The organism is Pseudomonas sp. SW-3 (assembly GCF_016615645.1).
In the GTDB taxonomy this organism is placed as follows: domain Bacteria; phylum Pseudomonadota; class Gammaproteobacteria; order Pseudomonadales; family Pseudomonadaceae; genus Aquipseudomonas; species Aquipseudomonas mandelii.
Genome location: NZ_CP067098.1, coordinates 3671778 through 3687120 on the forward strand (window position 1 = coordinate 3671778; position 15343 = coordinate 3687120).

Genomic DNA, 15343 nt, shown 5'->3' on the forward strand with positions numbered 1-15343 from the left:
GTTCAAGGCGCCCTCCTTCGCTTAGAAACCCGCACGCGCCTCCAGCGCCCGGAATGCCGCCATCGGGTGATCGAAGCGCCCGCTCCCGCGAATTATCCGCCCCCACATGTCCTCTGAAGCATCGGCCTCATGCAACAACCGCCAGACTCGCGCCTGAAGTGACAGGTAACTGACCCGAAAGTCGGCCGTCAGGCTCAGCCGGTCTATGACGGCTAAAAACCGCGTACCGGAGGGTTTACCTGCCAATCGCTGCCAAAGGGCTTGCCGGGACTGTTGCAACGCTTCGTCGCAGTCGCGCAACCACACCGTCGGCGTACCATAATCCGCGGCCGGAGCGCTCAGCCACAGATTGATGCCCGTCTGTTCACGATGACTGATCAACCGGTGCAGCGTGTCCTCGTCTGTCAACGGATTGCCCCATAGCAATACGCGGTCGTCCGCCACCGCCTGATTGATGATCGCGGGCGGAACCCGGGTAATACGGTTGTCGCGCAGGTCCAGCATCGTCAGATAAGGCTCATCCTTGACCCCGACAGGGCAGCGATTGATCGCCGTATTCCTCAGGTTGAGCTGGCGTAAATTGTTCATGCCCAGCACCACCGGCGGAACGCCCAACGGGTTGTCGCTCAGGTCCAGGGTTTGCAAGTGGGTCAGATCACTCAATTGTGAAGCGGCGCGCTCAGTGAATGCCAACTGTGTGGCTCGCAGATTGAGTGAGACCAGTTTCGGCAACTGCCCGATAACGGGCGGCAAGGCGCGCCCTGCGTCACCGCCCACGAAGAAAGGACGCAAATCGAAGCCTTCCAGATTCAACACTTCAAGGTTCGGAAAGCCCTCCAGGAACCCGTTCAGACTCTCGTGCTCGGTCAGGTGAAAACCATGCATCGACAATTCGATCACATCGTTGAGCCTGGCATTCAGCGTGGGTAATCGGTGAAAGTCCTCGAAGGTCAGGTCCAGCCTGACACCACGCAGTTGCCCGTCGACATAGACACGATCTTGCAGCGGCCCGCGTTTTTGCCAAATGGCGACAAGCTCCACGGCAAGCTCAGTCCTGACCCCGCGCTCCTGTTGCAGGGCGGTGTGCAGGACGTGGGCATTGTGCACGGCGATTTGCGCAGGGTTCATCCCCTCCGCCTCCTCATCGCCCATGGCCACGAAGGGAACGTCCATATCGGCAATGTCTTGTACCGCTTGATCGACCCATTCGGTCAAATCGACATTGAGCTGTTGCAGTTGCAGAGCCAGCAGGTCGATATACGCCTGCACCCTGCCCTCTGCCAGCAGCAACACCTGATCAATGCTCGCGTCGCTGATGTCCGGATAAATATCCTTGAACTGCAACTTGATCGCTTGCAACTTCAGGGCGTCACCCTGAGGGGTTGTCGGGTAACCGCCGCCGCGCAGTCCCTGCCGTTCAAAGGTCAGCCCCTTGTCCAGCCTTTGCAGGCCGAGCAGGGTATCGGCACGGGACAATGCCCGATCGCCGAGGTTGAGCCGCAACGCCTTGGCCGGGTCTGGTGACGTGAGGTGCAACGCCGAGCGTTCCTCGTCCGTCAGCACGCCGAGGACCGCGTCATAGACATCCGTTTGCCGGCCTTGGCGCAGGTAACGGTTTCCCACCTTGATGATGTTTCGGCAGTGAGGGCTGTCAAGGGGGCCGCAACGATCAAGCACCCGGCCAGAGGACGCACCGTCGAGGACCTCGATGCGCAGGTCTTTCGGCCAGCCGGGCAGATTGTTCAGCGAGTGCAATGCCAGCGTGTCCGTCTCGGCATTCGCGACCGAGCGCAGGTAAAAGCCTTCATAGACCCGGTCGAGACGGACATGCTGTTGGTATTGCCGGGCTTTGCCGTCCAGTCGCGCGAATACCTGCCTGGCCTCGTTCGCATCTGGCAACGACGTGATGTCGATGCCATAGCGGTCGAGCATCTGCTCGATGGCGATTGTCGGCAGGTCGGGGTACTCGCGCTGAAATAGCCGGACCCATTCATGCTCCGACTTTTGCAGCGCTTCGTAGCGTTGGTTGAAAAGCACAGTGTCTGCTTCCAGACCGAGATCCTGATCGATCTTGAAGCGGCTGATGGTATCCGCCAATAAAGGGGTCGGTGGACGGCCCGTCTGCATCAACCGCAGCATGTCATCGTCGACCGCGCTGACCTTGGCGATCTGCGCCAGGACCTCATCGCTGAAGGAGGCCACCGAGGGGCCGATTCCACGGATCAATTCGATGCGAGAGTTCAAGGGCGTCGGCGCAACGGCCGGTTCCGACGCAGGACGGGCGCCCGGCTCTGCCGGATCGACGCTGGGCTCGCGGACGCGCTCCGCCATGCTATCGGCCTGCGCAGCGCTCCCATTGAGCGCTGACTCGGCACCCAGCATCGGCAACGCATTCAGCAAGCCAAACACCGTGCGTGTCCGGCCCTCCGAGCGTTGGCCCGGCGTTTTTCCATTGACCGCCTGATTCAGGCCATACCCGGCGTCAATGAGCCCGGCCAATGCCAGCACCCCCTCGCCTCCTGGGACAAACAAGGCGAGCGGACCAAACCGGTTGACCCATTGCACAACGGGTTCGACGACGGCGCTCAACTGATCCCGGTTGACCTGCGCATCGTCATGGATGGCCTGAAGCTCTGCCCGTGCGGCCTGTTTCATTGTCATTAGCAGGCGGGCAAAAGGGTCGGTCGCCGCCGCCGGATCATCGAAGCCGATGTAATCGTTCGGGTCCCAATAGCCATCGTTGTTGAAGAAACCGGCGTTGTTGCCCAGCCAATGTTTAGCCGGATAAATCGCCATGCCATCCAGCGCTGTCAGGACACCGGCGTGAAACGTTCCATCTTCGCGATCGTCCTCGGCAAAGTGACGGGCCAAGGCCTGCCTGGTCGTGTCTAGCTTGCCCTGCGTGGCAACCCACTGGCGCAACTGCGCGGTATTGGCGAATTCATGCAGCGGGGAAGAATTGCCAGGGATGTACACCAGCACACGGGCACTGACGGTGTCACGGAAGGCCCAGATATCGGTCGCGGTGTAGCGGTACAGTTTCAGAAGGCCGAACTTGACGGTTGAAGGCACGCGAGTCGGTGCTTGCAGCTGCTCAAGGGTCAGCGTTTGCCAGGACTGATCGGCGGACAGACCTGCCGCCCGCATCGCCAGCGCCAGACCTTCTTGCGTCAGGCGTTGTTCATGTCTCTGCAACCAGGCCGCCATGACGAACGCCGCCTTGACCGACGTTCTCAATGCGGACGGTCTGGCCGCCACCTGCACAGCGTCGGCTGGCCATGCCTGATCGAGATACGCTTGGTACAGGTCCTTGAGCTCCAGCTCCCAGACCCATTTCTTGAAATAGGCGGGCCTGAGATTGAGCTGAGTCAGCGGCCCATACACCTGCGGGGTGGTCTGCCGGTAGATGCCTTCATAGGTCTGGTGATTGCCGCTGCCGTGGTCGGCGAATTCGTCGACGTGCTCGACGATCCGAATCGTCGGTCCCACGTCCGGCGGCGTGTACAGGCCGAACGCCGTCTCGGCAAAACGCCCGTCACCCACCGTCTGGTCGTTGGACAGCAGCGCGTGCAGCAGCGACCGGGAACTTGCCACTCGTCCCTGCTCGAAACCGTTCTCGGCAGGATGTCCCTTGTAATGGTAATCGAGCGTGACCAGCAAGGCCGTCTGCGGGTCGATGCCCGCGCCCCACTTTTGCTTGATCAGGCATTCGCCGAACTGGCCTGGGGATTGTGGCAAGGCGAGATCGATAACGGCTTTCAATTCATCACGCCATTTCGGCGACGCCGACGGTGTCGGGCTATCAGCAGACTCGTGAGCGATGTCGTTCATTGAGCGGCCCCCGAATGGCTGGGCCCCGGGACTGGCGGCGCAGGATGGCGCATCAGCGCCGCACCGGTGAGCTGCCTGATCAATGCCCGACGTTCATTTTTGAAGTTATCGAAAATGGCGTTCAGGCGTTCGGTGGCCACTGGACGGGTGAGTTCAGCCTGCCTCTCCACCTGGGCAAAATCTCGTGCCGAGCGGTCGGCGATTGCCAGGAAACGATCTGGATTTGACACCTCCAGATACTCCACCCAAAACCGTTGGATGATCATCCATTCCAGCAACGCGCTGGTGCGTTCGGTGGTCAGGACTTTCTGATAAGCCCGTTCCAGCGCCGCCGGCGCCACCTCGACATCCAACGCCGATGTCACCATTCTGGGCTGAGCCGGCAAGCTCAGGCGTTCGGCCAGCCCCACGCGATACGCCAGACTGATTTCCAGAGCTTGTTCGTAGCTTCCGGACTGTGGACCGGTGCGCGCATTGATATCCGCCAGCGCAAACCCCTCGACCTCATGCAGCCTGAACAACCCCCTGAGCAGGGTGATCAGTTGCTGCTCCACCGAAGCAGGCCCGGTGAGGGCTGCGGCCATGGCCCGATAAAACAACACCTGCACTTCCATCTCACTGAAGAGTGCGGAGTAGCCATCAGCGCTGAACCTTCCGACCCGGGCCAGACGAAACAGCCTGCGTCGCAAGCCATCATCTTCCGTCGCAGCCTCCACGACACTCCACACCCGCTGGCTGAAGTGGCTGAACAGTCGTTTGTAATCGGCCGTCTCGGACAGTTGCGCAAGCACAGTGAAAAAGCTCCTGGATTCCGGATAGGCGCGCAATGAATCCCACAACCCGCGCTTGCGCCGGGTTTCGGTAGAGCCAAGCCCGGTCAGCCACGCGGAACTGTGAGCCTCGGTCGGCGAGTAAGCGCCTGGGCGACGGTAGTCCGAAGCAATGATCCCCAGGCTTGCACCGGTCTTCTGCTGATGCACCACGACCTTTTTCAACGTGTCGGCGGACAGAGGATTGCCATACAGGTTGGTGCCTCTGTTTGGGACCGCATGCCCCTTGAAGACATCTTCAGGCAGGGTTTCGATCTGATTGTCTCGTAAATCCAGCTCACTCAGCCTGGGCAAACCGGAGGCGCCCAAAGGCCAGTTTTTTATCCCGGTGCCTTGCAGGTTCAGGTGTTCCAGGTGCTGCAACTTGCTGACATCGGGAGCCCTCACAAGGTTTGGGTTAAACGCCAGGTTCACTGATTGCAGGCTGGTCATATCGGCCAATTGAGTCACCGACTCAGAGGTCAGTTGAATGAGGTTGTCGCTCAGGTCCAGATGGGCCAACCCGGACATTGAGCTCAACGCCAGCGGCAGCCTCGTCAGTTGATTGCCTCTCAATGACAAGCTTCGAAGAGTGCGGAAGTTTCTCAGGAAGGCGTTCAGCCCGGCGCTGGCGCCCACGCCGTCCAGCACCAACCTCTCGACGTGGCTGAAGTCCCCGACGATAACCGGCAATTCGCCCAGAGGCTGGGCGTCAAAGCTGAGTGTGGAGCGTAGGTTAGCGCCCGCTTCACTCGCCTCGGGCTCGTTGCGCCAGCAGCGAATGATCGCCTGAGCGATGCGATATTTGCTGAGACGACTGACCTCCTGCCTTGAGCCATCGGGCCGCAGATACCAGGTTTGCCGACTGACCCAGTGACTCAGTACCTGCCTGATGGTCTGAAATTGAAGCCTCAACGCTTCCAGCTTCTTCAAGACGACCGTCACGTTCTGCCCCAGATCATTTACCAACGCGTGAATGCGAACCGGGGAATGCATCGGATACAGTTCCAGCGCCCTGCGGACCAGGACGTCTTGGGTGGTTTTGATGAGTACGGGCCTCGGCATAACGGGAGAAGACGACGTCGCGTGCCTGTCTGCCAGCCGCATGGGGGAGGTGTAGCCCGCTCGCGGGGGGCGTGCATCGATCAGTTGCGCGATGGCGGTTCGCCGTGTCAGGGCGAGCTGCGTTATTTTCTCTCGCAACGCTGCCCCGCCGTCGCTCAGGTTAACGCCCAGTGCTGTTTTGAGCGGCGTCGAGAGGCCATGCCAGAGGGCCTTGAAATACTGTTCGCGCGTGCGTCCCGCGAATGCGGTGGCGGGAGCAATGTCGTCGATCGACACGCTGTATCGATCAGGATGGACGTCGATCTGCAGCTTCTGCGCAGCGTCCGCCGATCCAATGCTGGTCGACTCGCTTTGCACACCTGACGAAGCCTGTAACTGAACCCTGGTATTACCCGTCCATCCCGGCAGTTGCTCAAGGGTGTTGAGCACCAGGCGGTCGGTGGCCAGCCCACCCACGGCATTAAGGTACAACCCTTCGTAAGCGCGACTGACCTGCACCCGTTGCAAATAACGACGGGCTTCCTCCGCCAGACGCAAGGGTACGTTGCCCTCCTCCAGGCTGCTCAACTCAGCAGCATCGGCATGCCGCACCAGTTCTTCGGCAATCGCCGAGGGCAACTGGGCGATCTTGTCGATCAACACCGTGACCCGGGCATCAGCCGGTACTTCAGTACGTTTGTAAATCCGCTCGAACAGCGCGAGTTTGCTGCTTTCGGCTTGATCGGCAATGAGCTTTGTCAGGGCCTTTGCCCGCGCGCTCGCGTCCTGGGTAGTGGAGCCCAGAAGGCTTTGGCGTTGGGCGCTGTCCATGGCTGTCAGCAGCGAGGTGTGTAATTGGCCCTTATGCAAAGCATCCTGATTGAGGCTGACGGTTTTCCCCGGTAACGCCGTGGCCGCGCCATAGAAACCCGTTTGCCTGCCTGCGGCAGTGACGACTTTGATGGCCGAGTTGTCTGGCCAATGACGGGACGTCGTCAGCAGGTGCAATTGCAGATCCGGGTCTGCCAAGACTGCCGACGACGGGGTTTTCAACTGCTCGATAAAGTCGGTGACCGCAGCATCCGCCCGAAACCGCTGCACTGTATCGACCAGCAGTGCCGGTGGCCGGCTGCGGTCGACGTGTGCCTGGCGCAAGACCGTGTCCTCGATCCCGCAGACGGCAAGGATGTGCGTCGCCGTGGTATCGGGCACCTTGTCGCGGGTGTAACCGAAACGGCGAAACAATTTAAGCCGATCCCATTCTTGCGGCAGCTCAGAGTCATGGCGCCACGCCCCGACATCGTTGGTTTCGAGCTCGGGTGAATAGGTGCCGCCGCTCCCCACCGGGGCAATCACCTCCCACAGGTCCGTCGCCGTTTTTGGCCGCACGGCATACAGATGTGTATCGATTGGAAGGTACGCCTGACCGTCCATCCAGTGCAGTCCTCTCGGATCCGCTGCGAGTGCCGGGGGTAACCGTCGGCTCTGTTGATACACCGTAAGATCGGGATTCCACAGACGGCCCCGAGCGTCCACACCCGGAACCTTTCTCAGGCGCTCGATGAAGACGGATGTCCTGATGTTTTTAAACGCGGTACCAACAGCCGCCGAACCGGCGGCAAACGCGGCCATCAGGATCAGGTTTTCGATGGTATCGAACAGATAATCCGTGGCTTGCTCCTGCTCGCCCCTGGACCAACTGGCCACGCTTTCATACACCTCCGACAGCAACTGCATCACCGTCACAGCCAAGAGGATGTGGCCAACAAACGGCACAAACGATGCACCGAACAACAGGACATTAAGGCTGATGGCCTTGTAGGTCTCCAGCCTGTCCAGTCGGGATTTTTCGTCTTCGTCGTCCGTGGGCACCACCAGAAGCCGGGCATCGGCGATGACCTGATTCGCATACTGACGAAAAATTTCCTCGAACATGTCGCCTTGTATGTCCACACCCGACAGCGACACGTAGACACTGGTCGCGGGAAGCGGCGAGGAAACGGGGACGGACAAGCGTTTTTCAAGGGCTTGCAGAAACGCGGACCGTTCACCCAGCTTGATGTAGCGCATGAAGAATTTTTGGAACGCGGAGGTTCTCAGACGCTTACTCAATTCCACCTCGAAATCCGTGAAGGACGCGTATTCCTTCAACGGGTGCAGCGGGTCATCCGGCAGGTAGACCACGCAGCGGTAATCGTCATCGTCATGCTCCTCGACCGGCCCGATAAACATCGCGCCATTGACCGTGACATCAAACATTTCCAACGCCTGGTAACCCAGCGTGTGTTTGCCAAGTTTGACGGGGCGCTGTTCCTTGACTGACTTCAATGCCTGGTGCATTTCGACACTGATGGCTTTCTTCATCAGCGCGACATGCCGCTGTACTTCAAAGCTGTTCTTGGCGTGCGCAACATACTTGTTAGATAAGTGGTTGATACCTGACGCTGGCTCAAACAGTGATTTGACATGCGCCTGGTATTGTTTTCCAAGATCAAGTTTGCGGCACAACGCGGCGAACTCATGCGGCTCTATCGATAAGACTTTATTGACTGTGCCGGTGATGGTTTGCGGGATATAAATTAACGATGTATCGCTATAGTTTCCGGCCAGTGTCTCGCTGAGTTCAAAATTTTCACAGGCGGCCGACAGCAGATCCCGATCAATCGGCAGCACCAGTTTCTTGCGAAGTCCCAGCAGGCTGGACGTTGACCGCACGTGCTGGAAAATGACGCCCTGCGTATCCAGTGGCGTACCCAGCTTGTCCGACATGGCTTGAGCCAGTAAGGGGCGACAGACGCTTTCAGGCGATTTGAAGCCTTTCAGGAGGTCGGCAAGTTCACCTCTTGAACGATGGCTGGCGGTCAGGCTTTCATAAAGTTCACTTCGCCGTTGACTTGAGGCAGTCAGCAACCAGGCAGGAGCATTACTTTTAATCAGATCAAAAAAGACACCCTGTTGATCTGGCGTCAACACAGGCGTGTTTGAGTTTGTGGGCGGAGAAGACATTGTGATCACTCGAAACTGACTAGGATCGCTAGCCTATCGAGCCACTTTTTTAAAAAGCGCTATCTATATACCGCCACAAAAAAACGGTCGCTTTCACTGCAAGGCAGTGCAAGCGACCGTTAATTTAATGTGTTACCAAAAGCGTTGCTGGGTCAACCGGCTCCACCAGCTCAGCAATACGCGATCCACCGACCCACTGGCCGCCATCCCGATACGCTCTTGCAGGCTTTTGCGTTCGGCGTAATGCAAATGGTACAGCTCCGACTTCTTCGCTCGTTCAGCGAGGTATTCGTCGCTGGTCTTGAGTTCGTCCACCAGTTGCTTGTCCAGCGCGGCGATGCCAAGCCAGATTTCACCGGTGGCCACTTCGTCAATGGCCAGTTGCGGGCGATAACGCGAGACGAAGTTCTTGAACAGCTGGTGGGTGATGTCCAGGTCTTCCTGAAACTTCTCACGGCCTTTCTCAGTGTTTTCGCCAAACACAGTCAAGGTGCGCTTGTATTCGCCGGCGGTCAGGACTTCGAAGTCGATGTCGTGCTTTTTCAGCAAGCGATTGACGTTAGGCAACTGCGCCACGACGCCGATCGAACCCAGAATCGCAAACGGGGCGCTGATGATCTTCTCGCCGATACACGCCATCATGTAGCCACCACTGGCCGCGACCTTGTCGATGCAGATGGTCAACGGCACGCCGGCATCGCGGATGCGCGCCAGTTGCGAGGACGCCAGGCCATAGCTGTGAACCATGCCGCCGCCGCTTTCCAGACGCAGTACCACTTCGTCTTTGGGCGTCGCCAACGTCAACAGTGCCGTGATCTCGTGGCGCAGACTTTCAGTGGCCGACGCCTTGATGTCGCCGTCGAAATCCAGCACGAATACCCGCGGCTTGGCCTCGGGTTTCTTCTTTTGTTTTTTATCGGTTTTAGCCTGGGACTTGCGCAAGGCCTTGAGCTGGTCCTTGTCGAGCAAGGTTTGCTCCAGGCGTTCGCGCAGCTCTTTGTAGAAATCATTCAGTTTGCTGACTTGCAACTGGCCGGCCGATTTGCGCCGACCTTTGCTGCGCAGCGCCGCGAAACTGGCCAGGACCACCAGAATGGCGATCACCAGTGTCACGGTCTTGGCCAGGAAACTGGCGTACTCGGACAAAAACTCCACAGTGACTCCTTCAAAACGATGCGCGGCTTAAAACACGCGCGGGACAACGCCAGCATACCCATGCTCCGCCTCGGCGGCCAGCCGTGAAACCTCTGGCAACAGGCCTGTAACGGGCATTTCAAACAAGCGTATGTTTTTTCATTGACAGCTCACTGTCATCCTCATAACCTCGCCAAACCTTCAACGTACCGGGATGACGCGGACGTGGGCAGCATCTATCTGATTCGACATGGCCAGGCCTCCTTTGGTGCAGACGACTATGACGTCCTGTCGCCGACCGGTGTTCGCCAGGCAGAAATCCTCGGCCAGCACCTCGCCGAGCTGGGTGTCAGCTTTGACCGCTGCCTGTCGGGCGACTTGCGCCGCCAACAGCATACGGCCACCAGCGCGCTGGAACAGTTCGCTGCCGTGGGCCTGCCGGTGCCGACCCTGGAAATCGATTCTGCCTTCAACGAATTCGACGCCGACGCGGTGATCCGCGCGCTGCTGCCGGCCATGCTGGAGGATGAACCCGAAGCCCTGGACATCCTGCGCAATGCCGCGCAAAACCGCGCCGAGTTCCAGCGCATCTTCGCCCTGATCATCGAACGCTGGCTCGCCGGCACCTATGACACGCCGGGGCTTGAAAGCTGGCTTGGGTTTGTCGAACGCGTACAGGCCGGTCTGCACCGCCTCCTCGAAAGCGCCGACAACACCCAGAAAATCGCCGTGTTCACCTCCGGTGGCACCATCACTGCCCTGCTCCACCTCATTACTCAGATGCCCGCAAGGCAGGCATTTGAACTGAACTGGCAAATCGTCAACACCTCGCTAAACCTGCTGAAGTTTCGCGGTCGCGAGGTGGCATTGTCTTCTTTCAACAGTCATGCGCACTTGCAGCTGTTGAAGGCACCGGAACTCATCACGTTTCGCTGAGTCCGGACTATTGTGACCCTGGCTGTAATCACCCAGCTCTAATTACCCAAGAAAGGATCGAACCATGACCTCCGTAGCTGATGCCGTACAAGCAATGAAAGCCAAGTTCAACCCAGCCGCCGCTGCCGGTCTGGACCTGGTATTCGGTTTCCGCATCGACGACACCAAGAACTTCTCGCTGGTCGTCAAAGATGGCACTTGCGAGCTGCAGGAAGGCGAAAATCCTGACGCCCAGGTCACTCTGGTGATGGACGGCGAAACCCTGCAAGGCATCGTCGACGGTTCGACCGACGGCATGCAAGCGTTCATGGGCGGCAAACTGCGCGCTGAAGGCGACATGATGCTGGCCATGAAACTGTCCGAGCTGTTCCCAAGCTAAGACGGCGGTTCCCGTCTTCGGGAACCTCTCTGGCTGCACACGAATCCCGCCCCTTGTGGCGGGATTCGTCGATTTCCGCCCCCGCAAATCGGCTACCGGTGAATTTGCCGTCTATATTCCTTGTGGCCGCATGCGTCAGACATCGGCTGTTTGCCCCTCGATGAATTGACGGAGCGCACTGCCATGAGTCCACCTGACAACCACGAAGGTCTGAACCGCCGACGTGTACTGCAAGGCCTTTCGGCAGGCGCCGTCGGTGCCTGGATCAGCCCGCTCATCGCAGGGAGTAAAACCATGCCCGACACCCCGGCCGACCTCATTCTGTACAACGGACGCCTGCACACCGTCGACCGCAAGAAACCCCAGGCCAGCGCCGTCGCGATCAAGGACGGACGCTTCGTGGTAGTCGGCAGCGACGCCCAGGCCATGGCCCTGCAAGGCCCCGGCACACAGATCGTCGACTTGCACGGACGCACGGTGATTCCCGGCCTCAACGACTCGCACCTGCACCTGATCCGCGGTGGCTTGAACTACAACCTCGAACTGCGCTGGGAAGGCGTGCCATCGCTGGTCGATGCCCTGCGCCTGCTCAAGGACCAGGCCGACCGAACGCCCACACCGCAATGGGTGCGGGTGGTCGGTGGCTGGAACGAATTCCAGTTTGCCGAGAAGCGCCTGCCGACGATTGATGAACTGAACAAAGCCGCACCGGACACCCCGGTGTTCGTGCTGCACCTTTACGACCGCGCCCTGCTCAACCGCGCGGCGCTGAAAGTGGTCGGTTATACCCGCGACACGCCGAACCCGCCGGGCGGCGAAATCCAGCGGGACGCTAATGGTGATCCCACCGGCATGCTGATCGCCCGCCCGAACGCGATGATTCTCTACTCGACCCTGGCCAAGGGGCCGAAGTTGCCGCTGGACTATCAGGTCAACTCGACCCGCCAGTTCATGCGCGAACTCAATCGCCTCGGCGTGACCAGCGCCATCGATGCCGGCGGCGGTTATCAGAATTACCCGGACGACTATCAAGTCATTCAGCAGCTGGCCAAAGACCAGCAACTCACCGTGCGCATCGCCTACAACCTGTTCACACAGAAACCCAAGGAAGAGCTGACCGACTTCAAAAACTGGACCAGCACCTCCCATTACGGCCAGGGCGACGATTTCCTGCGGCACAACGGTGCCGGGGAAATGCTGGTGTTTTCGGCGGCCGACTTCGAAGACTTCCTCGAACCACGCCCGGACTTGCCGCAAACCATGGAACAGGAGTTGGAACCAGTGGTGCGGCATCTGGTGGAACAGCGCTGGCCGTTCCGCCTGCATGCCACCTACAACGAATCCATCAGCCGCATGCTCGACGTGTTCGAGAAGGTCAATCGCGACATCCCGTTCGACGGTTTACCGTGGTTTTTCGATCATGCGGAAACCATCACCCCGCGGAACATCGAGCGGGTCAAAGCCTTGGGCGGGGGCATCGCCATTCAGGATCGCATGGCTTTCCAGGGCGAATATTTCGTCGACCGCTATGGCGCCAAAGCCGCCGAACACACGCCGCCGATTGCGCGCATGCTCGCAGAAGGTATTCCGGTGGGGGCCGGCACCGATGCCACGCGGGTGTCCAGCTACAACCCCTGGACATCGATGTATTGGCTGGTCAGCGGCCGCACCGTTGGCGGACTGGAACTGTACCCGCAAGGCTTGAGCCGCGATACGGCGCTGGAACTCTTCACCCACGGCAGCGCCTGGTTTTCGTCCGAACAAGGCAAGAAAGGCCAGATCAAGGTCGGGCAACTGGCGGATCTGATTGCACTCTCGGCGGACTATTTCCACATCGACGATGAAGCGATCAAATGGATCGAGTCGGTGCTGACCATTGTCGACGGCAAGATCGTCTACGGCAGCGTCGAGTTTGAAAAACTCGGGCCGCCGCCGATTCCTGTGGTGCCCGAGTGGTCGCCCGTCGCCAAGGTGCCGGGCCACTGGAAACCCGTGGCGCCACTGACGGCGCAGGTGCATCAATGCATCGGCGCGTGCGCGGTGCATGCGCACAGCCACGAGCGGGCGCGATTGTCGTCAGCGCCGGTCAGCGACTTTCAGGGGTTCTGGGGCGCGTTTGGCTGTTCGTGTTTTGCGTTTTGAACAATGATTCCCCCACACCCACTGGGGGTCTGCCTCAGGCATGACTCCCAGGCTGTAGCCGCACTCGCGAATCCCCCTTCTTTAGCGACCGCCGACATCGCAAACTCGTCTAAAAAACTGTTAGTTCTTACAGGTGCCAGCACAAGGACGTCGGCCCTATTCTTTCAACTGACAGGCAAGTCGGAATGGTTTGACCCACATCAAGGTCCAGCGCCTGTCATTCCCGCAACCTAACTTGCATCGAAAGCCAATGAAGGCTTATTCGAGGCTGATGGCCGGCCATTCTCAAGGAAGAGTCAAACATGCGTTCACTCAACATTATCCTGTTGTCATCGGCATTCAATGGTCTGAGCCAAAGGGCCTGGCTCGAATTGCGCGAGTTGGGACATAGCCCCAGCGTAGTGCTGTTCACCGACGAAGAAGCTGTCTGCGAGCAGATTGAGCAGTCGGGGGCCGACCTGGTGATTTGCCCATTCCTCAAGGACCGGGTGCCGCAACTCCTGTGGAGCAACCGTGATCGCCCGGTGGTGATTATCCATCCGGGCATTGTCGGTGACCGGGGCGCCAGCGCACTGGATTGGGCCATTACCCGTGAGCTGACCCGCTGGGGTGTCACCGCGCTTCAAGCCGTGGAAGACATGGATGCCGGGCCGGTCTGGTCTACGTGCGAGTTCAACCTCCCCCAAGGCCTGCGCAAATCCGAGCTGTATAACGGCCCGGTCAGCGATGCGGCGATCCGCTGCATTCGTGATGTCGTGGACAAATTCATCGACGGTTATGAGCCCGTACCGGTCGAACATCATCCCCGGGTGATGGGCCACTTGCAGCCGAACATGAACCAGGCTGATCGGACCTTCGGTTGGCATGACTGCTCGCGATTCATCAAACGCTGCATCGACGCAGCGGACGGGCAACCTGGCGTATTGGCGAGCCTGGCAGGTGGTCAGTATTACGTGTACGACGCCCATCTGGACTCACGCAGCGGCACACCTGGAGACATTCTGGCGGTGCGCGACGACGCGGTACTGGTCGCCACCGGCGATCACAGTGTGTGGATCGGTTCGATGCGACGCAAACCCCGGCCGGGCGAAGAAACCTTCAAACGTCCAGCCCGGCATGTACTCGCTGCTCAACTGAATAACGTGCCCATCCTCCACGGATCGATCGCCTCGTCCCCTGACACCGAAACCTATCAACCGATCCGCTACCGTGAATCGGGGACTGTCGGCGAGCTCACCTTCGAGTTTTATAACGGCGCCATGAGCACCGAGCAATGCCAGCGACTGGTCACCGCTCTGCGCTGGGCCAAGACCCGAGATACCCAGGTGCTGCTGATCAAGGGTGGGCGCGGCAGTTTCTCCAATGGCGTGCACCTCAACGTGATCCAGGCTGCCGAGGCGCCGGGGCTGGAGGCCTGGGCCAATATCCAGGCGATCGACGACGTCTGCGAAGAAATGCTCAGCGCCCGGCAACTGGTGGTCAGCGGCCTGACGGGCAGTGCCGGGGCCGGCGGCGTGATGCTGGCGCTGGCCGCAGATATTGTCTTCGCCCGCGCGGATATCGTCCTCAACCCGCACTACAAAACCATGGGGCTGTACGGCTCTGAATACTGGACCTACAGCCTGCCCCGCGCCGTCGGTCCGCGGATGGCGGAAAAACTTTGCGAGGAGTGCCTGCCGGTCAGCGCGACGCATGCCATGCAACTGGGCATGGTTCAGGAAATCGGCCCACGCTGCCCGGACGCGTTCGGCCGGTGGTTGTTGCAACGGGCGGGCAATGCGCTGACCGATCCGGCGTATGCCGCTGTGCGCGAGCGCAAGAGCCGGCTCGATACCCAACTCATGCAGCACTGCAGAAACGCCGAGCTGGCGGCGATGGAACTGGACATGGTGCACGACCGCAAACAGTTCGCCGAGAAGTGCCGACATTTTGTGTTCAAGCGCAAGGCGTGCGGCACACCGGTGCGGCTGGTGGCGCAGTGGGCACGCCAGCGCAGCCGGACGCAGCCGTTGGCCGCTGCTACATAAGCCGGCCCCCGCAGATCCGTTTACAATGCCGGCAC

General features: G+C 59.7%; 7 protein-coding genes. 4 read left to right on the plus strand and 3 right to left on the minus strand.

Annotation, left to right across the window (positions count from 1 at the left end; translation table 11 throughout):
- Window positions 1-21 precede the first annotated feature (21 nt).
- The 3 genes from JIO00_RS16340 to sohB all read right to left on the minus strand — a co-directional run bounded on the left by JIO00_RS16340 (window position 22) and on the right by sohB (window position 9845).
- Window positions 22-3831, minus strand: a complete 3810-nt coding sequence (locus tag JIO00_RS16340; RefSeq protein WP_200666310.1) for a dermonecrotic toxin domain-containing protein — start codon at window positions 3829-3831, stop codon at window positions 22-24.
- Window positions 3828-8690 (minus strand): NEL-type E3 ubiquitin ligase domain-containing protein, encoded by a 4863-nt coding sequence (locus tag JIO00_RS16345; RefSeq protein ID WP_234452891.1) that lies wholly within the window; start codon window positions 8688-8690, stop codon window positions 3828-3830. Before JIO00_RS16345 ends, JIO00_RS16340 begins: the two co-directional genes overlap by 4 nt.
- A gap of 132 nt (window positions 8691-8822) precedes the next feature.
- The gene (gene sohB, locus JIO00_RS16350; protein WP_010460936.1) at window positions 8823-9845 is read right to left on the minus strand and encodes a protease SohB; all 1023 of its coding nucleotides are present in this window, start codon (window positions 9843-9845) and stop codon (window positions 8823-8825) included.
- A gap of 204 nt (window positions 9846-10049) precedes the next feature.
- On the opposite strand from sohB, the gene JIO00_RS16355 reads away from it, so the two are divergent.
- From JIO00_RS16355 to JIO00_RS16370, 4 genes are all read left to right on the plus strand, one after another.
- The gene (locus JIO00_RS16355; protein ID WP_077749673.1) at window positions 10050-10760 is read left to right on the plus strand and encodes a histidine phosphatase family protein; all 711 of its coding nucleotides are present in this window, start codon (window positions 10050-10052) and stop codon (window positions 10758-10760) included.
- Between the two features lie 64 nt (window positions 10761-10824).
- Entirely contained in the window at window positions 10825-11139 is a 315-nt protein-coding gene (locus JIO00_RS16360; protein WP_102593993.1) for an SCP2 sterol-binding domain-containing protein, read from the plus strand.
- Between the two features lie 294 nt (window positions 11140-11433).
- Entirely contained in the window at window positions 11434-13281 is a 1848-nt protein-coding gene (locus tag JIO00_RS16365; protein WP_010460943.1) for an amidohydrolase, read from the plus strand.
- Between the two features lie 302 nt (window positions 13282-13583).
- Window positions 13584-15308, plus strand: coding sequence for a hydrogenase maturation protein (locus JIO00_RS16370; RefSeq protein ID WP_077749675.1), 1725 nt, complete (start codon window positions 13584-13586; stop codon window positions 15306-15308).
- Window positions 15309-15343 lie beyond the last annotated feature (35 nt).